This window comes from Nocardiopsis alborubida (assembly GCF_012396365.1).
GTDB classification, from domain to species: Bacteria; Actinomycetota; Actinomycetes; order Streptosporangiales; family Streptosporangiaceae; genus Nocardiopsis; species Nocardiopsis alborubida.
Map to the genome: position 1 here is coordinate 31,173 of NZ_JAAXPG010000040.1, position 24,179 is coordinate 55,351.

Consider the following 24,179-nt stretch of genomic DNA (forward strand, 5'->3'; position numbering starts at 1 on the left):
CCGTGGCTACTGGGTAGTAACATTGACTTGTTACTAGTCGGTAGATCCGCGTGTACAGACACCGCGGCCAGGGACACAGCGGAGCTGTCCATGACGCATTACAAGAGCAACCTGCGCGACATCGAGTTCAACCTCTTCGAGGTCTTCAGGCGCCAGGACGTACTGGGCCAGGCCCCCTTCGAGGAGCTCGACGAGGAGACCGCCCGCACGATCCTGGACGAGGTCAACCGCCTCGCCACGGGCGTCATCGCGGAGTCCTTCGAGGACGCGGACCGCAACCCCCCGGTCTTCGACCCGAAGACGAACACCGTCGCGGTCCCCGAGAGCCTCAAGAAGTCCTACAAGGCCTACATGGACGCCGGCTGGTACAACCTCGACCTCCCCCAGGAGCTGGGCGGCCTGGGCGCCCCCCGCTCCCTGGTCTGGTCCGCGGCCGAGCTGGTCCTCGGCTCCAACCCCGCCGTGCACATGTACTCGGCCGGTCCCGGCTTCGCGAGCATCCTCCACTCGGAGGGCAACGAGGAGCAGAAGCGGTTCGCCGAGCTGGCCATCGAGCGCGGCTGGGGCGCCACCATGGTCCTGACCGAGCCGGACGCCGGTTCGGACGTCGGCGCGGGCCGCACCAAGGCCGTGGACCAGGGCGACGGCACCTGGCACATCGAGGGCGTGAAGCGCTTCATCACCTCGGCCGAGCAGGACATGACCGAGAACATCTTCCACCTGGTGCTCGCGCGTCCCGAGGGCGCCGGCCCCGGCACCAAGGGCCTCTCGCTCTTCCTGGTCCCCAAGTACCTCATCAACGAGGACGGCTCGCCCGGCGAGCGCAACGGCGCCTACGTCACCAACGTCGAGCACAAGATGGGGCTCAAGGCCTCCACCACCTGTGAGCTGACCTTCGGCGACAAGCACCCCGCCGTCGGCTACCTCGTGGGCGACAAGCACGACGGCATCCGCCAGATGTTCCTCGTCATCGAGTACGCGCGCATGATGGTCGGGACGAAGGCGATCGCCACCCTGTCCACCGGCTACCTCAACGCCCTGGAGTACGCCAAGGAGCGCGTGCAGGGCAACGACCTGGCCGCGGGCAAGGACTCCCCCAAGGTGACCATCACCCACCACCCGGACGTGCGCCGCAGCCTCATGACGCAGAAGTCCTACGTGGAGGCCATGCGCGCCCTGGTGCTCTACACCGCCACCCAGCAGGACGCGATCCAGATCGCGCACCGCACGGGCCAGGACGCCACGGAGCTTGAGGCCATGAACGACCTCCTGCTGCCGATCGTCAAGGGCGTGGGCTCCGAGCGCTCCTACGCGCTGCTCGCCGAGTCCCTCCAGACCCTGGGCGGCTCCGGGTTCCTCCAGGAGTACCCGATCGAGCAGTACATCCGGGACGCCAAGATCGACACCCTCTACGAGGGCACCACCGCGATCCAGGCCCAGGACTTCTTCTTCCGCAAGATCGTGAGGAACGGCGGCCAGGCCCTGGGCAAGCTGGCCGGGGAGATCAAGGCCTTCGCGCAGAGCGACGCGGGCAACGGCCAGCTCAAGCAGGAGCGCGCGCTGCTCCTGGAGGCGGCCGAGAACGTCGAGAAGATCGTCGAGCTCATGGTCGGCCACGCGATGGGCTCCACCGAGGACGCGCGCGAGCTGTACAAGGTGGGCCTGAACTCCACCCGCCTGCTCATGGCCTTCGGTGACGTCGTCCTGTCCTGGCTGCTGCTGCGCCAGGCCGAGGTGGCCCTCAACAGCATCGACGGCGCCAGCGACGAGGACAAGAACTTCTACACCGGCAAGATCGCCGCCGCGCGCTTCTTCGCCGAGCAGTTCCTGCCGCGCATCGCCGCCGAGCGCCGCATCGCGGAGGGCGTGACGGTGGACCTGATGGACGTCCCCGAGTCCGCCTTCTAACCACGTCGGACCCAGCGGGAGGGCGGGGCGGCCACCGGGCCGCCCCGCCCTCCGGTCATCCCGCCTCCGGCAGATGCCTAGGTCAGACCGTTCTCAGCCGCTCCACCGGCTGCCCCGTGATCCCCGGGATCATTCCCACGCCCGTTTCATGGCCTCCGGATCAGCGAAGTCGGGGAAGGCTTCGGAAAAGCGCGCCAGATCGTCCACGGTCACCGCACCGCCGGAGGGGTGCGCTGTCCGCTCCAGCAGACGTCTCAGGTACTCGCTACGCGACAGTCCCTGTCTCCTGGCATCCGCGTCGATGACTTCCAGGACGCCTTCCGGCACGTTCCGGATCAGCACGTCGGCCATGGGACCACCTCCAAGCGGTATCCGAGGATCATCCCGAAGTTCCATCGCCGAAGGAGCGTGACGGTGGACAAGCGGGACGCCCCGCGCCACGGTCCCGTGCGCACGGGACGCGCCGGGCGAGGCTCACCGGCTCCGGTCCCACGTGCACGGGACGCGCCGGGCGAGGCTCACCGGCTCCGGTCCCACGTGCACGGGACACGCCCGCTCGGACAGCTCCGCTGCGCGCCCGCGGCCCCGCTCCCACGTGTACGGGGGGTGGCGCTGGGTAGCCGCTCACCCGAGCGCGTGCGCCGCCGGGAGGCGCACGGAAGGGGGTAGGGCATGGCACGCGACGACCGCGTCGAGGGAGCAGGGGAGTTCGACGACTACGACCGCGTGGCGGTGGTGACGGGCGCGGACAGCGGAATCGGCCGGGCGACGGCGATCCGCCTCGCGCAGCAGGGCTTCGACATCGGTGTCACCTTCCACAGCGATGCGGAGGGCGTGCACCGCACGGAGGCCGAGATCCGCGAGACCGGCCGCCGGGTGTCCGTCCGCCAGCACGACCTCTCCGACCCCGTGCGGGGCTCGGAGGCCGTCGCCGAGCTGATCGATGACCTCGGCGGCATCGGCGTCCTGGTCAACAACGCGGGCACCGGCTCCGGGGAGCACCTGCTGGAGACCAGCTACGAGCGCTGGCGCGAGGTGCTGTCCGTGGACCTGGACGCGCCCTTTCTGTGCTCGAAGATCGCGGCCACGCACATGCGCGAAGCCGGTCGCGGCGGCCGCATCGTCAACATCACCAGCGTGCACGAGGAGTTCCCCCGGGTGACCGCGGGCGCCTACTGCACCGCCAAGGGCGGCCTGAAGCTGCTCACCCGCGTCCTGGCCCTGGAACTGGGCCTGTACGGCATCACCGTGAACGCGGTGGCGCCCGGCGAGATCGCCACGCCAATGACCGGCCAGCACGAGGAGGAGCCCGCGCTGGACTCGCGCGCCGGGTACCCGCTGCCCCGGCCGGGCCACGCCTACGAGGTGGCGGAGGCCGTGGCCTTCCTCGCCAAACCGGAGGCGTCCTACGTCACCGGCGCCTCGCTGTTCGTGGACGGCGGGCTCTCCCTGATGGGCCCGCAGGCCGGGGGCGCGCTCCAGGACGCCACCTGGCGCGCGGGCTGACCCCGCCCGCACCCGGAACCCGCCGCCGCGGCCCGCTGGGTGGCTCCGGCCCGCCCCGGCGCCACCCCGTGGGCCGTGCGCGGCGGTTCCTCCCGCTCAGGGGGCGGTCCCGTCCCCGGCGTTACCGTCGGCGGTCGACGGCGGCGCCGGGGACGGGACCGCCGCCGAACGCACGCGCACCGCGCCGTCGCTGTTTCGGCGCGCCTCAGCGCCCCGTGCCGTCACTGCTCCGGCGCGTCGTCAGCGTTCCGACGGGCCGAGTGTTCCGACGTGCCGTCAATGTCCCGGCATGCCGACTGTCCCGGCGCGTCGTCAGTGTCCCGACGTACTGGGCTCCGCGTCGGGCTCCTCCGCGACCGACCACCCTGACCAGTGGCGGACCTCCACCAGGATGATCGCCTCCTCGGGCGGCGTGTCCCGGTACTGGGGATAGCGCTCAACCAGCCTGCCGCGGGCCTCCGTCCAGGCCGGGCCGCCGTGCAGGACCAGCGCCTCACCGTCCGCGCGGACCCACCACAGCCGGTCCCAGTCGTCGGAGTACTCGTCCGCGAGCAGCGACACCCGGGGGTTGCCCTCGATGTCGAGCAGCCGTCTGAGCCGGTACGTGGTCTTGGGCTTGTGGTCCACGGGGATCGCGATCGTGTCGCCGTAGGCCGCGAACACCACGGGCACCAGATGGGGCTGCCCGTGCTCGCCCACCGTGGCCAGCCTGGCGACGCGGCTCCGCGCGAACATCTCCCTGGACCGTTCGGGACTCCACCTCATGACAGAGAAAATCCCACGCGGCCCCGGACGGCACAAGAGGCGCACACGCCCTTTTTCTCCCCTTGTCCCCGCGCGCACGCGCACGCGCGCGGACAGGACGCCCCCGTGCCCCCCACAGCGGTACAGGTCGGTCCGCACGCGCACGCGCGCGCGGACAGGACCAGGCCACCCTGGAACGTCCACCGGCAGGTGTCGGATGCGGATCGGCCGAAACCCTTTCGCACAGGCGGTTTCCTCTCGTCCGCGGGCGGTGGAACCACCAACGCGGTCGGAACATCACATACCTGTGCCCGCGTCCGGGAGCGGACGACCGATGAGAGGGCACAGAGGCGCCGCCGGAGGAGCCACCATGAAGTTCGAACCGGTCGAACCCCCTGGCTCGGAGGAACCGCCGCAGACCGCTCACGACGAGCAGGAGCCGTCCCCCGGCGGCCTCCGACGGCCGCCCCGACCCTTGCGAAAGGGATTCCGATGAGCACCACCACCGCGGTCAGCCACCTCGCCGCCCGCATCCACGCGATCGACTGGGACGGCGACGTGGAGCACACTCGGTCGCGGGTCGCGCTGATGCGCGAGTACCTGCGCCGCTCGGCCGTGTGGACACGTGCCCTGGGTACCAGGGGATGGCCGTTCTACGACATCGCGGAATTCGCGGCGCCGGGCGTGCGCGCCGCGGACGAGGTGGTCGAAGGTGTGCTGGAGAGCCCCGTGGTCATCGATCAGTACCCGACGGTGGGCAGGAGCTGTGTGTGGGCGCTGCACCTGGCAGCGGCCCGCGATGCCGGAGTGCCCCTGCCGGACCTGCCCGATCCCTTCGAACCGCTGATCCGCATGTACGAGCGCGGCGGCGGCTTCTCCCTGTCGACCACCGGCACGATCGACATCGACACGGCGGGCCTGTACCGGGGCAGGCTCCCCGACCACCTCGGGGACGAGCCCAGGGCTCCCGAGACCGAGGCCGGGCTCGACGCCCTCGACGGCGTCGGCGGCTGCCCCCCGGTGCCGTACGCCCGGCGCACGGCCCCGCCACCGAACCCCCTCCCTCCTTTCACTCCCGGATTTCGACCGAAAGGGATGCCAGGGGAGGCAGGAAAACCTCAACAGTCACGCGGAGCGGCACGGCAGGAACCGCCCCGAGGAAACGAATGGAACGGGAGCCCTACCTTCGGAAACCCCGGTGGACTGGACACTCAATGGGGTGGAGCAGGCGGCTCCGGACTACGACAACCGTCCCACGCGGAACCCGAGGAAGGAGTGGAAGGAAGTTCGATGGACCTTGCCCGGCAGCAGGAGCTGGTGCGCGACATGGCACTTGAACTGGTCGAGGCCGCTCCGGACGGCTGGACCTCGATGAACTACAGGTATGACTACATCGGGGGCAGCGCGGCGAGTGAGAACCTCGTGACCTTCGAGAACGGAGAGACGGAGAGGAAGCGCCATCCGCGCTCCGTCGACAAGAAGGCCAAGTCCCTCAAGAGTGAGATGTACCAGGAGGGCAAGGGGACCTGGCTCGGCATGTCGATCTCGGTGACCAGGCCGGGGAAGTTCAACGCGCAATTCCACTACGACAAGGAACTGGGGGTCCACCCGATCCCCCCGTCACCGGGCAGCTACGCCTTCGAACTGGGGAAGTTCCCCCGGAACGGCGACGCGCTCTCCGACTGGCTCAGGGAGCAGATCGACCGGGCGCAGGGCTGAGCGCCTGTCCAGAGGCCGGGTGAGCCCCGTCCGGCCCGGGTCATGCCTGGAACCGTCCGCGTCACGCAGCCCCGGCAACGGACCGTCTTCGGCGCAGAGGCCGTCGGCGCAGGCGACGTGGAGATCATGGGAGGCCGAGCACGGCGTCGACGTTGAGGGTCGGGGTGATGTCCCCGCACGGACCGCGCTGCGCCGTGAACCCCCGTTCGAGGTCGGGCCGGCGTGGGCCGCGGAGGGGTTGTGGGCACGGGTGTGTCGGCGCATCGTCGTGGTACCCGATACCGCGATCCGGCACAACTGGCTGGTCAGCGCCCCGGTCAAGCGGTCATCGATCGCTTGCGACCGCTGACCAGGGCACGCGACAACCCCCGTCAACGATCTAGGCCCGCGGGCGGCGGAGGACGAAGTAGTACAGCGCAGCGGTCGCGCACACCGTGGCGACGGCCATCGGCACGAACGCCAGCTGGTAGGCCTCGGGCCCCTCCGGCAGCGTCTGGAGCAGCGCGCCCGCCGCCACCGTGCACACCACGGCGGTCGTGAACCCGCTCATGTTCACCAGCCCGGAGGCGACGCCGGTCCGGCTCGCGGGGATCCCGTCGCGCGCGAAGTCGAAGGAGACCGTCGGCGCCAGGGTCTGCCCGATCGCGCTCGCCGCCAGCACCGTCAGCCCCACGGCCACCGGAACTCCCCCGGGCCACGCCACCAGCAGCAGCCAGCCCAGGCTCAGCGCCGTGCTCAGGGTGAGCCCCAGCCATCGGCGCACGCCGGGGTTGCGACCGATCACGACGCCCGCGAGCGGCGCTATCCACAGCCCGCCCGCGGCCAGGGCGGTGAGGGTGAGGGCGGCGGTGTCCTCGGACAGCCCCAGGCCGCTCACGAGGAACGGGTAGCCCCACAGCACCATCATCATCGTGAACGGGGCCATGACGGCCGCGTGGTGGGCCATGCCGATCTGCGGGCCGCGCGAGCGCAGCGCCTCCTTGAGCGCGGCCCACACCGAGATCGGGTCGGCGACCGTGGAACGGCCCGCCGCCCCGGCCGGGCGGTCGCGCACGACCACCAGCATCAGCAGGGCCATCAGCGCGGTCAGGGCCGTGGTGGACAGGAAGGCCGCCACCCAGCCGAACCCCTCCAGGGCCCACGCCAGCGGCGCGGCGCTGGCCACCTGCCCCGTTCCGCCGACCACGCCGGTGAGCCCGCTGACGAGGGCGTAGCGCGCACGCGGGAACCACAGGGCCGCCAGCCGGATGACGTTGAGGAAGACCAGGGCGTCGCCGAGGCCGATGAGGAACCGCCCGGCCACCGCCACCTCGATGCCGGGGGCGAGCGCGAACAGGCACGACCCGATCGCCATCGCCGCCATGCCTATCACGAGCGTGTAGCGGGGCCCGAGCCGGTCGGCCAGCAGTCCGGCGGGCACCTGGAGGACCACGTACACCAGGAGTTGCAGCATCGGCAGCAGGGAAAGCAGAGCCGGTCCGACGTCGAAGCGGGCCTGGGCCTCCAGGGCGGCCACCCCGAGACCGTTGCGCTGGAGCATCGCCAGGAAGTACCCGCCCACGGCGACGCCCCACACGAGCCAGGCCCTGGCACCGCCCGCGGGTTCGGAGGCCATGACGCCCTCCCGTGCAGTAGTCCGGTCACCGGATGTCTCGGTCTGTGTCACTGGGCGACTTCTCTCCGTTTCGTACGACCGTTCCAGTGTCCTCCACATACGGGACCAGCCCATACACCGGGGTGAAAGCGCGGGCAAAACCGACAGGAACACCGGCGTGCCGGAAGGACGCGCAGACGGCAAAGCCGGGGTTTGACCGGGCCAAGGGCCCGTAACCTGCACGAAGTCGCCGAGAGTCACGACAAACACGCCAAGAGTTGCCACAACAGGTGACACTGGCGACATCTCCCCCGCAATCAGACGGGCTTTTCGCGACGCCCGAAAACCGGCCACACGTTCGGAATACATGCCCTGAGCTGCTGGTTCTTAGTTTTGCGAAGTCGAGACACATTCGTTAAATGTGATATTGGTCACTTGCAGAAGCCTCGACTACCGGGGGTCAGTTGCTGCTAGCATCCGGAGCGCAAAGAATAACTACGAGGTAACGACATCGTTCACGCCTCACCAACTTTGTGGAGGGGACCCGCCAAGGCCACCTGAGGCGGAGCACCTCGAACCGCGGCGACGTGGCCGCACAAGCGAACACGGCACCGCGGCAACCTAGACCACTGGAGACGACCTTGAGTCACTGGCGCCTGAACAACCCCCGGGCCTCCCGGGCGAAATCGGCCCTCGCCAGGCGAATCAAGCACAAGCCCCGCCACGCCTTCTGCGCCCAGCGCGCGATCACGGCGCTCCTGGGCGAGCTCGCCTCCGCGACCTCCCGCCAGTTCTACTGGTCCGGCAGCTCCGAGCTGGCCGTCGTCTCGGTCCAGCGCGACGTCAACGTCTGGTGTCGCGACGGTCGCTTCTTCTGGAACGACCTGTTCCACGGCGGCCCCGTCTCGCATCCCGCGAGCGACCCCGTCGGCGCCGCCGAACTCCTCAACCCCTTCGCACAGGGGCCCGAGCCGGTCTACGGCCACGGCAGCGTCATCAGCCACACGGTCGCCGCCTGAGGCTCCGCGTCCAGCTCTGAGACCCCGCGGCCGACTGAGCCGTCGAGGGACCGGGTCCCGCCCGGCGACCCTCTCCCCGCACGCGAACCCGCCAGTGCGCTCCCCTGCCCGGTGCACGGCCCTCGTACGAGCGCCGGACGCGCCCTGGAGGCCTGTCAGCGGTTCCGGACCCCGCGCACGGACCGTCGCCCGCGCGGCGCCGCCGTCCCGCGAGAACGGCCCCCTCTCCCCGCACACGCACCTCGGCCACCTGTCCGGCGCGCGTGCGGACGTTTCCTTCCTTCTCCGCCCTACCCGTGCGGAAGGACTCGACACGCCCCGATCCGGCACAAGCCCGGGATCCCCTGGCACGCGGGCCGTCCCGCGTCCCGGTTCCGCGGGCCCCGGCGGACCTTTCGCCCGCCACGTGCCCCTCCGGCCCCCTCCAGCCGAGAGATCTTCGGACCTAAGGCACCAAAAACTGACAGACAGGCACATAACCTGTCCTAACCCTCCAGAACCATTCCCCACCAGCGGTCTTCCCGCGTTACGGTGGCTGCTGACAACCACACACGCACCGGCCCGGAGCCAGCGGGCCGTCCTCGCTCACCCCTGTAACACCCCCCAGAGGACCCATGCGCCCCCTCCACCCCGAAGAACCCTCACGCCTCGGGGAACGACGCCGCCGCTCCCTGCTGCGCGCGTTCGCGCTGACCGGTGTGGTGGTGCTCCTGGTGAGTGTGGGCCTGTACGCCTTCACCGCTCCCTCCTGGGACCCCGAGGCGGCCGACGGCACCGACGGCTGCACCGCGACAGGGGCGGCCGTCTCCGACCGCCTCGCGCCGACCGGGGACCCGATGGCCGCCTTCTCCAGGGACGTTCCGCTCGCGCTGTCCTTCTCCCCCGACGGCTCCGTCCTGGCCGTCTCCCAGATCGACACGGTGACCCTGTGGGACTGGCGGGAGTCGCGCGCCATCGCCCGCATCGACCACGACTCCTCGGCCGTGCCGCCGACCCCGGTGGCGTTCAGCCCCGACGGGTGCCTGCTGGCCTACGGAACCCTCGACGGCGCCTCCGTCGTCGACCTGGAGACCGGCAGGAGGCGGGTCGTCGGTGAGGAGAGGGCCGTGCGGTCGATCGCCTTCAGTCCCGACGGCTCCTCACTCGCGCTGGGCGTGCGCAGCGACCCCGACGGACGGCTCCTGCACCTGCACGACACCCGCACCTGGGAGCTGGAGGCACGGCTGTCCGGTTCGGGCGTGCTGGGCTCGATCAGGTACTCGCTCGACGGCGGCGTGGTGGCGGGCGGCGAGGACGGCGGCGGGATCGCCGTGTGGGACACCGAGAGCCTCTCGCCGCGAGGCCTGATCCGCGAGCGCGCCGGTGTCGGCGCGGCCTCGTTCGACCTCCTTCCGGACGGTTCGGCCGTGCTGCTCATCCGCTCCGGCTCCGTGTTCCTCGTCGCGCCCGGGACCGGGGCGATCATCCGCGAGTTCGTTCCCGAATCGGACGAGGGCGTCCTGGTGGACGTCGCGTACAGCGCCGCGAGCGGCCGCGTGTTCGCCGCCCGGCTGGACCCCGCCACCGGCCGCGGCGACATGGTGGCGTGGCAGCGCTCCTCGGCGACCGAGGTCGCGCTGGGCCCGGACCTGCCCCGTGTGTTCCCCATGGCGCTGTCCCCGGACGGTTCCCGGGTGGCGGGCCTGCGCACGGGGACCGGTGACATCGCCGTCTACGACACCGAACTGAGCCTGCTCAACGTGCTCACGCCCTGAGCCGGGCCACGGGCGCACGGTGAACCCGTCCTCCGGACGCCCCGGGGCCGAACCGCTATCTTGGAGGGCGCTCCCCCGCCCCCGGCCCAGCTGGAACAGGCACCCGCCCCGTGCCTCGACGCAGTGAGGAACACGTACCGCCGTGCTGGCCCCCCTCGCCTCCGACGAACCGCAGCGCATCGGCCCGCACCGCCTCCTGGCCCGCCTGGGCGAGGGCGGCATGGGCAGGGTGTACCTGGCCCGAACCCCCGGCGGCCACCTGTGCGCCCTCAAGGTGGTGAAGGAGGACCTCGCCCACGACACCCGGTTCCGGGCGCGGTTCGCCCGGGAGGTCCGCTCCGCCCAGCGCGTCACCGGGCCCTTCACCCCCGCCGTCGTGGACGCCGACCCCGACGGGGACCCCCCGTGGATGGCCACCGAGTACGTGCCCGGCCCCACCCTCAAGGAGGCCGTGAACGACGGGGGCCCGTTCCCGGCGCCGTCGCTGCTGGTCCTGGCCCTGGGACTGTCCCGCGCCCTGGTCACCGTGCACGCGGCCGGTCTCATGCACCGCGACCTCAAGCCGAGCAACGTGCTGCTGTCGCCCCGCGGACCGCAGGTCATCGACTTCGGCATCGCCCGCGCCGTGGAGGGGACCGTCCTCACCCGCACGGGCCAGACCTTCGGCACACCGGCCTACACCTCGCCCGAGCAGGTCGTCGGCGAGGGCGTCACGCCGCGCAGCGACGTGTTCTCGCTCGCCGGAGTGGTGGTCTTCGCCGCCGGAGGCGGCGCGCCCTTCGGTTCGGGGGACTCCGCCGAGACCCTGCGCCGGGTCATGACCGGGCACCCGCACCTGGACGCGGTCCCCGAGGGCCCGGTGCGCGACCTGCTCGCCCGCTGCTTCGCCAAGGACCCCGAGTGGCGGCCCGACGCCGAGGAGGTGCACCGCGTGCTGTCCGAGCTGCCGCTGCCCCCGGCCGAGCACGGCTGGCTGCCCTCCCCGGCCGCCCGGCAGATCGACGTGCGGGAGGACGAGACCCGCAGGGCGGAGGAGGCCGAGCGCACGACCGTGCCGATGTCCGGACGCGGGCCGCGCCCGGACGCGGGCGATGGGGGTTCCGCGGGCGCTCCGGGCGGGGAGAGCCCCGCGGGCGCTCCGAACAGCGGGGGTCCCGCCGACGCACCGGGCGACGCCTCCGAACGGAGCGACCGGCCGTGGTGGCGGCACCGCGCCGCCGCCGTCTCCGCCGCCGCGGCGGCCGCGCTGGTCATCGGGGTCGGCGGCACCCTCGCCCTCACCTTCCGGCCCTTCGGGGGCTCCGACGGCGCGCACGGGACCGGCGCGGCGGCCGGCGCCCCGGGGGACCCCCCGACCGCACCCTCCCCGGACGCCGCCCCCGAGGTCGACCTGGAGGGGTGGATCTACGACGTGGACTTCTCCGCCGACGGCGAGACCCTCTACGTGTTCGGCATGTCCCTGTCCGCGTGGGACTGGCGCACGGGCGAGCCCGTCGACGTGTTCGATCCCACTCCGGGGGGCGCCCAGGTCGGCGCGGACGACCACGTGGCCGCCACCTACGACGACGTGATCCGCGTCTGGGACGGCGGCAGCGACGACGAGGTCAACACCTTCGGCGAGGACAACGGCGGCCGCGGCTTCTACGACATGCCCGCGCTGACCTCCGACGGTTCCCGGGTCGCCGTGCTCGCCGCCGAGAACGGCGACCCCCGCGAGGATCGGGTGATCCAGGTCTGGGACGTGGAGTCGGGCACCGCCGACGTGGAGTTCCCGGTGGACGGGGTCCTCACCGACCTGCACTACACCCCGGACGACTCCCTGCTGGTCGGGGTCGTCATGGAGCACGGGTACGAGGAGTACGTCGGCGTCGCCGTGTGGGATCCCGCGACCGGTGAACGGCTCCGCATGTTCGGGGGCGGGGACCACTACGCGTTCGCGCTGTCCCCCGACAGCCGCACCATGGCGCTCCAGAGCGGGGCGCGCCGGGTCGACGTCGTCGACCTCGCCACCGGTGAGGTGGTCGTGCCCCTCGCCGAGCCCTCCGCCGGCCAGGAGAGCATCAGCGGCATCGGGTACTCCGCCGACGGCAGCCGGGTGTACGCGGGGGAGTACGGCTGGGCCGACGACCGGGGCAGCGTGTGGGACGCGCGGAGCGGCGAACTCCTCCGCGACGCCGACGTGACGGTGTACTCCCCCATGGGCGCCCATCCGGAGGACGAGTACCTGGCCACCGTGGCCGACGGCGGCGGGCGCGTGCTCGTCCTCGACTCCGACTACACCGTCGTCAACGAGCTGACCTGACCGGAGGAGCCCCATGCGAGACCTCTCCCCCCGGGATCCGCGCCGGGTCGGCCCGTACCGGACCGCCGCCCTGCTGGGCGTCGGCGGCATGGGCCGCGTCTACCTCGGCCTGGACGGGGAGGGCGCCTGCGCCGCGGTCAAGGAGGTGCGCGCCGAGTACGCCTACGACCCCGACTTCCGGGAGCGCTTCGCCCGCGAGCTCGAACTCCTGCGCCGGGTACACGGCCCCCACACCCCGCGGGTCCTGGACGCCGACCCCGTCGGGCGGACGCCCTGGATGGCCACGGAGTACGTGGCGGGGCCCTCCCTGCACGACCTCGTGCACGCCACCGGTCCGCTGCCCGAGCACACGGTGCGGTTCGCCGCCCGGGGCGTCGCCCAGGCCCTGGAGCGCGTGCACGCGAGCGGGCTGGTGCACCGCGACCTCAAGCCCGGCAACGTGATGGTCTCCGCGGCCGGTCCGCAGGTGATCGACTTCGGGGTCGCCCGTGTGCTGGGCGAGGCGGGGGAGGACGGCCGGATCATCGGCACGCCCGGCTACATGGCGCCCGAGAACATCCGGAGGCAGCCCGGCGGTCCGCCCTCCGACGTCTTCGCGCTCGGCGGGCTGGTCGTGTACGCGCTGACCGGGACCGGACCCTTCGGCGAGGGACACCCCTCGGCCGTCATGTACCGCATCACCAACCAGGAGCCGGTGCTCACGGGGGTGCCCGGGCCGCTGCGCGCCATCGTCTCGGCGTGCCTGGACAAGGACCCGGACCGGCGGCCCTCCGCCGCCCGGGTGCTGGGCGCCCTGGGCGGGCCGGTCGAACCCGCGCCCTCCGCCGACACCTGGCTGCCGCCGTCCGCGGTCGAGGTGTTGGAGGGGATCGGCCGGGAGTACCGGTCCGCCGTCGGGGAGGCCCTGCGGGCGGCGGAGGCGGAGACCGCGGGGAACGGGAGGTCCGCGGGAGGCGGAGGGGCCGCGGGGAGCGGGAAGTCCGCAGGGGACGGAGGGTTCGCGGGGGACGGCCGCCGGCGTCCCGGACGTCGGCTGCTGGCGGCCGGGGCCGCGGGGTCCGCGCTGGTGCTCACCGCCGGTGTGGGCACGTGGGCGGCGGCCAACCTGGGCGCGGAGGAGCCGCCCGCGCCGGAGCGGCCGGGCGGGCGGGAGCGGTGCGAGATCACCGAGCACATCGCGCCGGAGTACGCGCGGGCCGCCCAGGACCCCCCGAGCCTGCCGTCGACCTCGATGGTCAGCACCGCGTTCTCCGCCGACGGGCGGGTCGTGGCGGCGGGCGGCACCGAGGGGCTGGCCCTGTGGGACTGGCGCGAGGGGACCGAGATCGCCCGGATCGAGGCGGAGATCGACCCGATGGGCGGCACGCCCGTCCTCAGCCCAGACGGGTGCCGGATCGGGTACGCCGCCCGGGACGGCGCGCACGTGTACACCCTGGAGACGGGCGAGCACACGGTCTTCCAACAGGGCACGGACATCGGCGCGATGGCCTTCTCCCGGGACGGGGGTTCGCTGCTGCTGACCGACGGCGGGGCAGGCGCCGACTCCGACCTGCTCCGGGTGGACCTGGGAACCGGCGAGGTCACCGACACCTACGAGGGGGGCGGCGACGCCCTCAGCCTCACGGTCTCGCCGGGCGGGGCGTACGTGGCCGCCGTCGGCTACGCGGGCGGGGTGAAGGTGTGGAAGGCGGACGGCGGGGAGCGGGTCATGGCCGCCGAGGGGGCCGAGGCGGGCTTCGGCGACAACCTGGAGCTGCCCAACGACGAGGGAGACGTCGTGTACATGACCGGGACCGGCGTCGTCCACGAGAACTTCCTCGACGACGGGGAGCCGCGCGTCCTCGAACCCGCCGAGGTACCGGAGAACGGGTTGAGCGAGATCGCCCTGAACCCCGCGGCCGACCGCCTGTACGCCAGCTACACCTCCGGGGAGGTGATCATCACGGAGGAGAGCGAGGAGCACTACGGGACGAAGGTGTGGGAGTTCTCCACCGGACGGGAGCTGACCGCGCGGGAGGACGCGGAGTACGTCGGCTGGATCACCGTGCACCCGGAGGGCGAGGTGGTCACGGGGCTGCCCCTGGACCACGCGCCGCTGTGGATCATGGAGCCGGAGGACCTGAGCCTGCGCGACAGCATCGGGTGATTCCCATGGGAGCGGTGGTGGCCCCGCGCTCCCCCTATGTCCCGCTTGTCCCGATCCCACCAGCGGTCCCGCCGTCCTCAGCCTCCCCGACCCCGTCGCCCGCCATCCCGGACCCGTGAGACGCCATGCGCCCTCTGCACCCCCACGACCCGCCCTCCGTCGGCCCCTTCCGCCTGCGCGCACGCCTCGGGGAGGACGCGTACGCACGCGTGTACCTGGCCTCTGCTCCCGGGGAGGACCCCGTAGCGGTGCGGGTCGTGCGCTCGGAGTACGCGGTCGACCCGAACTTCCGTGCGGCGTTCGCCCGGCTGGTGGAGGACGCGTACGACCTGGAGGCGCGGTTCGTGTGCCGGGTGCGCGCCGCCGACACCGAGGGCGCGGTCCCGTGGGCCGCGGTGGACCGGCCGCTCGGCCCCGCTCTGGCCGACCTGGTGCGCGAGCGCGGGCCGCTGCCCGCGGGCGCGCTGCACGGCCTCGCCCTGGCACTGGCGTCGGGCATCGCCGACCTGCACGCGGCGGACCGCGTCCACGGATCGCTGTGGCCGGAGGGCGTGGTGCTCTCCCCCGGGTCGGCGTTGCTCGCCGACCCCGGGCTGGAGTGGGCCGTGGCCGAGCTCTGGCAGCGCGCGCCCCACCCGTCGTTCGCCGCTCCCGAGGGCGGGGCCTCTCCGGCAGCGGACGTGTTCGCTTGGGCGGGCACGGTGTCGTTCGCGGCGAGCGGGGTGGAGGGCGCGTCCGGGCTGCCCCGGGTCCCGCTCCAGCTGCGCGGGCTGGTCGAGGCCTGCCTGCGGCGGGGGCCGGAGCTGCGGCCGAGTTCGGCGGACCTGGTGCGCATGCTCGGCGGCGGGGGGACCGCCGGAGCGGTGCCGTGGCCGCCGAAGGTGCTCGCGTCCGTGCAGGGGGTCGCGGAGCGCCAGCGAGGCGCCCTGGACGGTGCGGCGGACAGTGCGACGGGCGAGTCCGGTGACGCGGACGCGACCCGGCCGAACACCGGTGCGCCCGCGGACAGGAGGGGGACCGCCAGCGGGCCCGCGGCCAGCGATGTGGACGGGACCGCCCCCGAGGACCCCGAAGTCCTTGGAGCCTCCAGGGACACCGACGCGGCCGGGGGACAGAAGCGGCGCAGGCGCTTCCTGGCGCTGTCCGCCGCCGGACTGGCCCTGGCCGTGGTGGCCGGGATCGCCGTGTGGAGGTACCGCGAGCCCACCGGGGAGGAGGCCGCGGGCTCCGAGCGGGGGACCGGCATGATCACCGACGCCGCGTGCCGGGACGGCACGGCGTACCCGCCGCCCGAGGAGGAGCTGGACGGGGAGGCCGTCAACGCGTGGGAGACGGCGTTCAGCCCCGACGGGAACCTGCTGGCCGTCACCGCCTCCGGCCCCGGACTCATGGTGTGGGACTGGCGCGCACGCGAGGAGGTCGCGCGGCTCTCGGACGCGGCGGCCCTCGGAACGGGCCCGGTGTTCGCCCCGGTCGGCTGCATGGTCGCCGCGGTCGTGCCCACCGCGTACGGGGACCAGGAGTACCCGGTGGCGGTGGCCACCGCCTTCGACCTGCCGTCGGGGACCACCACCGGACACCTGGGGCCGCAGCGGGGACCGGTGGACGGGAACTGGCCTGGCACGCCGCGCGACGCCCAGCGGGTGTCGTTCAGCCCCGACGGCTCGCTGCTGGGCGTGACCCTGGAACGGAACGCGGACGTGAACGCGGACAGCGTGGGCCTGGTGGACACGCGGACCGGGGAGCGGGGCGGCTCCCTCGTCCCCGACCTCGCCTACGGGACGGCGTTCGCGGGCGCGGGGCGCGTTGTCACCGGCAACGGCGGCACGATCACCGTCTGGGACGCGGGCACCGGCGAGGAGCTGTACACCGTGCGCGGAACCTCCGGCACCGAGTTCGAGGTCGTGCCGGGCCGCGACGAGGTGCTCCACCTCGACGGCGACCGGATCGTGTGGTGGGACTACGCCGAGCGCGCCGAGGTGGCGTCCTTCCCGATCCCCGGGTTCGCCGAGGCGGAGGAGCCCCACCTCCTGGACCTCGTGCTCTCCCCCGACCGGTCCAGGGTCCACGCCAGCTGGTTGCGCGTCGGGGGTGATCCCGCGGACGGGGAGACCCACCACGCCAGCCACGTGTGGGACGCGGCGACCGGCGAGGACCTCGCCGCGGGGAACCCGGACGCCGTCCCCTTCTGGCGCGTGTCCGTCCACCCCGAAGGCGAGGTGCTGGCGGTGACCACCCCCGAGGAGCGGGTCGTCCTGGTGGACCCCGAAACCCTGGAGGCGCTGGGGCCGCCGCTGTGGTGACCTCCGGAGACGCTACGCACCGGTGGCCCGCCCCACGCGCCGTGACGCTTCTTGTCCTTGTAGCGGGGTTCGAGCGCCGACATCGGCTATGAGTACAAGGTCATCGCAGTTCAGAACCCGCGCGCGACACCGGCGACGGTTCCGGCTGGTCCACTAGGCACCGGTGGCGGCGAGGATCTCCTCCGCCGCCCTGAGGGCGCGCGCGACCATCTCCTCCTCGTCGACGTAGGGGACGCCCTCGTAGTCGACGACCTCCGTCGCCGAGTAGTCGATGCTCACACCGACCTGGCCCTGGACCACCTGGAGGTCGACGTCGGTGCCCTCCGGGTCGACCTCCACGACCGCGTAGTCACCGATCTCGACCGAGGGGTCGGCGTCCTCCTCCGCGGGTGCCGAGGTGTCTTCCCTGTAGAGGCCCTCGTTGATCTCCAGGCGGTAGGTGATGCTGTGGCTGCGCGGCGGCGGACCGATGCTCGTGGCCACGGTGATGCACGTCATGGAGAGGCCGCCGAAGCTCTCCACGTCCTCGGGGTCGGGGATACCGGCGTCGGACTCCTGGCTGCCGGCCCGGTCCTCGGGCGGACCGAGCAGTTCGGTGCTGGTCTCCTCGGAGAGCACCTGGCACAGGTCGTCGGGGGCGAGATCCATCGGGTCGACCAGCTCGACCGCCGCCTCTGAGGTCCCCTCGGGCGGGGAGTCCTGGGCGTCGGCCGCGGCGGCGTCGGAAGCGTCCGCGGCCTGCTCGGGCTCGCCGCCGCCGCAGGCGGTCAGCAGGAGGGCCAGGACCAGCGCGGTCGCGGTCTTCGTCGTGTGGGGCGCAGGGGACACCGGGGGTTTCCTTCCTGGGGAACGCGGACGGCGGACACCATATCGCCCTCCCCTCACATTCCGTCACACAGCGTCCCGGAGAACGCACCCTCCCACCGGCTGCGACCCGGTGTCCGGAACAGGCCAGGAACGTCCCGGGCACCGCGGCCGCGTTACACAATGGGGCGGGTAAGCAACCGCCACGAAGGGACCCGCCGCCATGCCGGACAACGTCCTGGGCCGCCGCGCCCGCCGCACCAGTCCCGCCCTGTCCGCGCTGGCCAGGCTGATCGAGAACACCGGCGCCTCGGCGCGGTCCTCGTCGGTGTTCGGCGAACCGGTGGTCGCGGAGGGGTCCGCGGTCGTCCCGGTGGCCCGGGTCACCGCGCTGACCATGATGGGCGGGGGTTCCAGCCGCCTGTTCACCGCGGGCGGGGACGGCGCCGGGGGCACCGGCTTCGTCCGGGTCCGGCCCGCGGGCTTCCTGCTGATCGACCGGGAGGGAGCGCGGTACCGCCCCATCCGGCAGCCCGCCTCGCTGCTCGTCATCCCGCTGGCCGTGGTGACGGCCGCCGCGGCCACCCGCATCGTGGGCGTGTCGCTGCGCGAGGCGCGCCGCCGCCGCGCCCTGACCGCGATGCAGAAGTCCTGCGAGGCCGCGCGGACCTCCCGCGGGGCCGAGCACACCGACTGAACGCCGCCCCGGAAACCACCCCCCGGACGGCGCCGGGCCGCTCCGAGGCCCCGGCCCCTCACCGGGAACCGCGTCGCGCCGGACGCGGATTCTCGACGAGGTGGCGGAACCGGCCGTCAGCGCTACGAGGTCATCCGCTCCACGAACGCGAACAGGCCCATCCCCCAGGCGAACACCGCGCACATCGCGATGATCACCAGGATCTCCGTCCAGTTGAGGAGGCGGCGCAGCGAGGCCCGCGGCACGTCGGTCAGCCGCACCCAGCTCAGCACGCCCAGCGCGATCCCCGCCACGAGCACGACCAGCGGCAGCCACGGCGCCAGAAACGCGTACTCGCCGACCGTCGCCACACCAGCCGCGCCCAGGCCCAGCACCCCCGCCAGGCGCAGCGGCAGCACGTGCCGGATCCGGTCGAACAGCCGCGAGCGCAGCACCAGCAGCAGCGAGAGCAGTGCGCACAGCAGCAGGTCGGGCAGGCCCGTGGCCAGGTAGGCCAGCAGCACGGTCGTCGCGCCGCCGCTCACCGCCGCGCCCAGCACGATGCCCAGCAGGATGCGGTCGGTGTTGCCGAAGGTGTCCTCGAACCGGTCCGTGGTGACCTGACCCGAGCGCCCCACCTCGTAGTCGAGCCCGGACAGCCCGCCCATCACCATCGCCACGCGCGGCAGCGCGCCCACGCACAGCGCCAGGACCAGCCCCATGGCCCGGGCCCCCTGCACCGGCTCCACGAAGACGCCCACCACCACGAGCACTCCGGCCGTCACCGCGACCACGCCGAGCGCGCAGATGTAGGCCAGCCCCGTCTCGTGCATCGTCCAGCCGATCACCGCCACCAGCAGGGCGCCGGACAGCGCGAAGGCCGCCAGCACCAGGGGGTTCGCGTCGGTCAGCAGGTTGCCGGCGAGCACGGCGGTGACCGCGCCCCACGCGCAGGCCGTCGCGAAGAGCACGTGGGCGACGGCGGGCAGCGGCCTGCGCGCGGCGAGCAGCATCACCGCGACCGTGAACAGGGTTCCCGCCGAGGCGATCCCCAGGTGCCAGGCGGACGGGCTCAGCCGCATCATCAGCCCCAACAGCAGGAGGGGGCCGATGGCCGCGACGAGGAGGCCGAAGGACAGCGTCGTCGCCGGGTTCCAGATGTGCGCGGTCGCGTCGACGCGGTCCTCGACCGCGCCGCGGACGTCGTCCACGTGCGCGGGTCTGCCCGGCGCGGTGCGGCGGCCCAGCGTCAGCACGTCGCCGTCGTAGACGCCGGCGCTCTCCAGCGGCTGGTCCGGGTGGACGGGGTCGCCCTCCACGGTCGTGAGCGTCCACCCGGCGGGCTCGGTGCCCCCCTCCTCGGGTGCGCAGACCTCGAGGATCCGGGGCATCAGCGTGGCCACGGGAACCGTTCCGGGGAGTGCCAGATCGGCCCAGCGTTCCGGTCCGGTCACCGTGACCCGGCAGTATCCACTCACACCAAGAATTCCTTTGTCGTTCGTCATGGGCGGTTGTCGCCCTCGGGGGGAGGGAGGGACGCGAATTAGGCGATTCGCGGGGATCGCGAGATCATTCCTAGCGTAGCCACCCAGACACCAGCCCCCGTAGGCGGACCGAAAGAGATCCCTGTGGCGACGAGACCCGTACCCCGCCCAGCTCGCAGCGTCCCGACTGCCCCCGGGAACACTCCGCTCGTCATCGCGACCCCTCCCCAGATGCCGGAGAACCCGCCCTCGTCGAGTTCCGGTGCGATGATCATCATGCCGATCATCACCGGTTCGGGCTCCCTGCTGATGTCCATCACCATGGGCCACCGGCCGCTGATGGCCGTCGCTGGCGTGATGATCATGATCGCCAGCGTGGTCGTCGGCATCATCATGTTCGTGGCCCAGCACAACGGCCCGCGCCAGCGGATCCGCGAACAGCGTGAACGCTACGTCGACTACCTCGACCAGCTCCGCGAGATCGTCCGGGACGTGGCCTCCCTCCAGCGCGCCGACAGCGCGTTCCGCCACCCCGACCCGCAACTGCTCATCGATCCGGCGCGGTCGCGGGCGCGCCGGTGGGAGCGGCGGGCCTCCGACCCGGACTTCCTGGACCTGCGCGCGGGCACCGGGACGCGCCCCCTGGCCCGGAGGCTCCGGCTCAAGGTCGACACCTCCTCGCCGCTGATCGTCTACGACCCCGTCTGCCAGGGTGCGGCCGACCAGCTCATCGAGCTGTACGCGGACGTTTCCGAGATGCCGCTGGTGCTGCCGCTGCGCGAGCACGGCGTGGTGTCGGTCGTGGGCGACCGCGAGGCCGCGCGGGGGCTGGCCCGCTCGCTCGTCGCGCAGATGGCCACCTTCCACTCCCCGCACGACCTGCGGATCGGCGTGGTGCGCGACAACAAGCTGCGCCCCCACTGGGAGTGGCTGAAGTGGCTGCCGCACAACACCTTCGACGAGGCCAAGGACGGGCCGATGCCCGCCCGGTTCGTCGCGGTCAACACCGTGCAGATCGCCGAACTGCTCTCCGACGAGATCGAACGGCGCACCGTCGACCTCCAGCGGCGCCGCGGCGCCCCGCCCGGTCCGGGCACCCAGCGCCTGGTGGTCGTCCTGGACGGCGAGTACCAGTCGACCCTGTCCGGCCTGCACGCCGAACCGCCGGTGACCTCCCTGGCCGACCTGGGCATCCACGTGATCGCCCTGGTGGCGGACCGGCGCGAGGAGCCGGAGGGGGTGGACCTGCGGCTGCGCATCGACGCCGACGGCACGCTGACCGAGGTCACCGAGCACGCCGACGCCTCCGAGGACTCCCCGCGCGTCCCGCTGGAGGGTCGCGCGGACCGCTCCGACGTCGCGCACCTGACCTCCCTGGCCCGCGTCCTGGCCCCGTACGGCATCGCCGTCACCGACGGCGACGACGCCATGCACGCCACCGTGGGACTCCCGGAGATCCTGGGCGTGGCCGACGTCGCCCAGCTGGACACGCGGCAGACCTGGCGCAGGCGCAGCACCGGCGACTACCTGCGGGTGCCGATCGGCGTCGGACCGAGCGGCAACACGGTCCTGCTGGACCTGAAGGAGTCGGCGTTCGGCGGCATGGGCCCGCACGGCCTGGTGGTCGGCGCGACCGGTTCGGGCAAGTCGGAGATGCTGCGGACCATGGTGGCGTCGCTGGTCATCAACCACTCGCCGGAGTCGCTCGCGCTGCTGCTGGTGGACTTCAAGGGCGGCGCGACCTTCGCCGACACCGACCGGCTCCCGCACAGCACCGGCCTGATCACCAACCTGGCCGACGACGACTCGCTGGTCCTGCGGTTCCGCGAGGCCACCTACGGCGAGCTGGTGCGCCGCCAGCAGATCCTCAAGAACGCGGGCAACCTGCCCAACCTGCACGCCTACGAGGCGGCCCGGGAGAACGACCCCGGCATGGAGCCGCTGCCGCACCTGCTGATCATCATCGACGAGTTCTCCGAGCTGCTCACGGCGCACCCCGACTTCGCCGAGCTGTTCGTGGCCATCGGGCGCATCGGCCGGTCGATCGGCGTGCACCTGCTGCTGGCCACCCAGCGCCTGGAGTCGGGCAAGCTCAAGGGCCTGGAGTCGCACCTGTCCTACCGGGTGGGCCTGCGCACGTTCTCCGAGGCGGAGAGCCGCGAGGCCATCGGCGTGGGCGACGCCTACCACCTGCCGCCCGAGCCGGGCTCCGGCTACCTGAAGGTGGACACGTCGGTCTTCGAGCGGTTCAAGGCGGCGATGGTGTCGCAGCCCTACGAACCGCCGGTCCAGGAGAAGCAGGAGGAGCACGAACCGGTGCTGCCCCTGCTGTCCTTCAACGGGCTGAACAAGGTGACCGGGGCGGGCTCGCTGGTCGAGTCGCTGATGGAGTCGGCCCGCGGCAGGAGCGAGGAGTCCGGGCCCAAGGCGGACAAGCGCACCACGCTCCAGGTCACGGTGGACCGGCTGGTGGCCTCCGGTGCGGAGAAGGTCCGGCCGATCTGGCTGGAGCCGCTGCCGGAGCTGCTCACCCTCGACAGGGTGCTGGAGGACCTGGGCGAGGGCGAGGACCTGGAGGGCACCGGAACCGAACCGCGCCCGTCGGACGTGCGCGCCGTCATCGGCCTGACCGACATCCCCCGGGAGCAGCGCGTCGTTCCGGCCGAGATGGACTTCACCGGCGCAGAGGGCAACGTCATCGTCCTGGGCGGCCCCCAGTCCGGCAAGTCGACGCTGCTGCGCACGGTGGTCGCGAGCCTGGCGTGGCGGTACCCGCCGGGCCGCGTGGGCGTGTACGCGATCGACTTCGGCGGTGGCGCGCTCCAGGCGATGGAGGAGCTGCCGCACGTGGCGGGCGTGGCCGGGCGGGCCGACCCGGAGAAGGTGCAGCGGGTACTGGTGGACGTGCGCGCCCAGCTGGACCGGCGCCAGCGCGTGTTCCGCAAGTACCGGCTCGACTCCCCCGCCGCGCTGCGCCAGGCGCGCGCGGACGGGACGGTGCCCGCGAACGTGGTGGGCGACCTGTTCCTGCTGGTCGACGGCTGGTCATCGGTGCGCGACACCTTCGACGAGGCCGACGAGGTCCTGATGGACATCGCCACCCGGGGCCCGTCCCTGGGCGTGCACACGATCCTGACCGGAGCCGCGTCCTCGCAGATCCGGTCCCGGTTGCAGGCGCTGTTCGGCGGCCGGTTCGAACTGCGGCTGAGCGACCCGATGGACTCGGGGATCGGACGCAAGGCCGCCGAGGCGCTGCCCAAGGACACCCCGGGGCGCGGCCTGACCGCGGAGGAGCACCACACGCACGTGGCCCTGCCTCGGGTGGACGCGGTGGCCAGCGACGAGGACGTCACCGACGGGATCCGGGATCTGATCAAGCGCGTCGGGGAGCGCTGGCCGCAGAAGGCCGTCCAGGGCGTCAAGACACTGCCCTCCAAGGTGGACCTGGCCGACCTGCTCAAGGGCCGCCGGGCGCCGAAGGGCCGCAGCACGGAGCTGGTGGTGGGCCTGGCCGAGAGCACGCTGGCACCGGTCACCACGAACCTGTCCCGGGACCCGCACCTGGTGGTGTACGGCGACCCGCAGACCGGCAAGACCGCCCTCCTGCGCGGGCTGGTCAAGCAGGTCGTGCAGCGCCCGCCCACGGAGATCGGCGTGGTCATGGTGGACTTCCGCCGCAGCCACCTGGAGCTGGTCCCGGAGGACCACCTGCTGGCCTACTGCACGAGCGCGGAGCAGACCCAGGCGGTCGCGGCGAACCTCGCGGGGTCGCTGAAGCAGCGCCTGCCGGGACCGGACGTGACCCCCAAACAGCTGCGGGAGCGCAGCTGGTGGAAGGGCCTGGACCTGTTCGTCGTCGTGGACGACATGGACATGCTGGGGGCGAGGGCGAACCCGCTCGCGCCGCTGGTGCCCTTCATCGCGCAGGGCTCCGATCTGGGACTGCACATCATCGCGGCGCGCCGCACGGGCGGTTCGGCTCGGGCCATGTTCGAGCCGGTGCTCCAGGCGCTCAGCGACATGGCCACGCCGGGCGTGCTCTTCTCCGGCGATCGGATGGAGGGGCGCCTGGCCAACGGCACGGCGTCCAAGCAGCTGCCGGTCGGCCGCGCCCAGCTGGCCCGCCGCGGCCAGCGCCCGGACCTGGTCCAGGTGGGGTGGAGCGAGCCGCCCGCGTGACCCTGGGGCCCGCGCCGTGGCACGCGGCGCGGGCCTTCGCG

15 protein-coding genes and 1 pseudogene are annotated in these 24,179 nt (G+C 72.7%); 11 read left to right on the plus strand and 5 right to left on the minus strand.

Annotated elements, in window-relative coordinates; all coding sequences use genetic code 11:
• Window positions 1–90: 90 nt before the first annotated feature.
• The gene (locus tag HGB44_RS28715) at window positions 91–1,908 is read left to right on the plus strand and encodes an acyl-CoA dehydrogenase (protein WP_061079686.1); all 1,818 of its coding nucleotides are present in this window, start codon (window positions 91–93) and stop codon (window positions 1,906–1,908) included.
• 129 nt (window positions 1,909–2,037) lie between these two features.
• Here HGB44_RS28715 and vapB read toward each other — a convergent pair whose 3' ends face one another.
• Window positions 2,038–2,259, minus strand: a complete 222-nt coding sequence (gene vapB / locus HGB44_RS28720; RefSeq protein WP_061079685.1) for a type II toxin-antitoxin system VapB family antitoxin — start codon at window positions 2,257–2,259, stop codon at window positions 2,038–2,040.
• 321 nt (window positions 2,260–2,580) lie between these two features.
• On the opposite strand from vapB, the gene HGB44_RS28725 reads away from it, so the two are divergent.
• Window positions 2,581–3,414, plus strand: a complete 834-nt coding sequence (locus HGB44_RS28725; protein WP_061079684.1) for an SDR family oxidoreductase — start codon at window positions 2,581–2,583, stop codon at window positions 3,412–3,414.
• Between the two features lie 312 nt (window positions 3,415–3,726).
• Here HGB44_RS28725 and HGB44_RS28730 read toward each other — a convergent pair whose 3' ends face one another.
• Window positions 3,727–4,179, minus strand: a complete 453-nt coding sequence (locus HGB44_RS28730; protein ID WP_061079683.1) for a TIGR03668 family PPOX class F420-dependent oxidoreductase — start codon at window positions 4,177–4,179, stop codon at window positions 3,727–3,729.
• Between the two features lie 471 nt (window positions 4,180–4,650).
• On the opposite strand from HGB44_RS28730, the gene HGB44_RS31660 reads away from it, so the two are divergent.
• Together HGB44_RS31660 and HGB44_RS32920 are read left to right on the plus strand one after the other, a co-directional pair.
• Window positions 4,651–5,877, plus strand: a complete 1,227-nt coding sequence (locus tag HGB44_RS31660) for an antitoxin YezG family protein (RefSeq protein ID WP_061079682.1) — start codon at window positions 4,651–4,653, stop codon at window positions 5,875–5,877.
• Between the two features lie 226 nt (window positions 5,878–6,103).
• A pseudogene (locus tag HGB44_RS32920) lies at window positions 6,104–6,226 on the plus strand (IS982 family transposase); the annotation flags it as partial.
• A 30-nt stretch (window positions 6,227–6,256) separates the two neighbouring features.
• Here HGB44_RS32920 and HGB44_RS28740 read toward each other — a convergent pair.
• Complete coding sequence (locus HGB44_RS28740) at window positions 6,257–7,492, minus strand: MFS transporter (RefSeq protein ID WP_210752311.1); 1,236 nt, start codon at window positions 7,490–7,492, stop codon at window positions 6,257–6,259.
• 620 nt (window positions 7,493–8,112) lie between these two features.
• On the opposite strand from HGB44_RS28740, the gene HGB44_RS28745 reads away from it, so the two are divergent.
• The 5 genes from HGB44_RS28745 to HGB44_RS28765 all read left to right on the plus strand — a co-directional run bounded on the left by HGB44_RS28745 (window position 8,113) and on the right by HGB44_RS28765 (window position 16,995).
• Entirely contained in the window at window positions 8,113–8,490 is a 378-nt protein-coding gene (locus HGB44_RS28745) for a hypothetical protein (protein ID WP_061079680.1), read from the plus strand.
• Between the two features lie 614 nt (window positions 8,491–9,104).
• Window positions 9,105–10,244: a WD40 repeat domain-containing protein gene (locus HGB44_RS28750; RefSeq protein WP_061079679.1), complete on the plus strand. Its 1,140-nt coding sequence runs from the start codon at window positions 9,105–9,107 to the stop codon at window positions 10,242–10,244.
• A 145-nt stretch (window positions 10,245–10,389) separates the two neighbouring features.
• On the plus strand, window positions 10,390–12,546 hold the full coding sequence (locus HGB44_RS28755; RefSeq protein WP_061079722.1) for a protein kinase domain-containing protein: 2,157 nt from the start codon (window positions 10,390–10,392) through the stop codon (window positions 12,544–12,546).
• A gap of 13 nt (window positions 12,547–12,559) precedes the next feature.
• Window positions 12,560–14,692, plus strand: a complete 2,133-nt coding sequence (locus HGB44_RS28760) for a serine/threonine-protein kinase (RefSeq protein WP_061079678.1) — start codon at window positions 12,560–12,562, stop codon at window positions 14,690–14,692.
• 125 nt (window positions 14,693–14,817) lie between these two features.
• Window positions 14,818–16,995: a WD40 repeat domain-containing protein kinase family protein gene (locus HGB44_RS28765; RefSeq protein WP_061079677.1), complete on the plus strand. Its 2,178-nt coding sequence runs from the start codon at window positions 14,818–14,820 to the stop codon at window positions 16,993–16,995.
• Between the two features lie 153 nt (window positions 16,996–17,148).
• Here HGB44_RS28765 and HGB44_RS28770 read toward each other — a convergent pair whose 3' ends face one another.
• Window positions 17,149–17,823: a hypothetical protein gene (locus tag HGB44_RS28770; RefSeq protein WP_061079676.1), complete on the minus strand. Its 675-nt coding sequence runs from the start codon at window positions 17,821–17,823 to the stop codon at window positions 17,149–17,151.
• A 199-nt stretch (window positions 17,824–18,022) separates the two neighbouring features.
• On the opposite strand from HGB44_RS28770, the gene HGB44_RS28775 reads away from it, so the two are divergent.
• Window positions 18,023–18,496 carry a GerW family sporulation protein gene (locus tag HGB44_RS28775; protein ID WP_061079675.1) on the plus strand — a complete coding sequence of 158 codons (474 nt, stop codon included), beginning with the start codon at window positions 18,023–18,025 and terminating at the stop codon, window positions 18,494–18,496.
• Between the two features lie 122 nt (window positions 18,497–18,618).
• On the opposite strand, the gene eccD is transcribed toward HGB44_RS28775, so the two are convergent.
• Window positions 18,619–19,953 carry a type VII secretion integral membrane protein EccD gene (gene eccD / locus HGB44_RS28780; protein ID WP_061079674.1) on the minus strand — a complete coding sequence of 445 codons (1,335 nt, stop codon included), beginning with the start codon at window positions 19,951–19,953 and terminating at the stop codon, window positions 18,619–18,621.
• Between the two features lie 219 nt (window positions 19,954–20,172).
• Here eccD and eccCa point away from each other — a divergent pair, with 219 nt between their 5' ends.
• Complete coding sequence (gene eccCa, locus HGB44_RS28785; RefSeq protein WP_394327808.1) at window positions 20,173–24,138, plus strand: type VII secretion protein EccCa; 3,966 nt, start codon at window positions 20,173–20,175, stop codon at window positions 24,136–24,138.
• The last annotated feature ends 41 nt before the right edge of the window (window positions 24,139–24,179 follow it).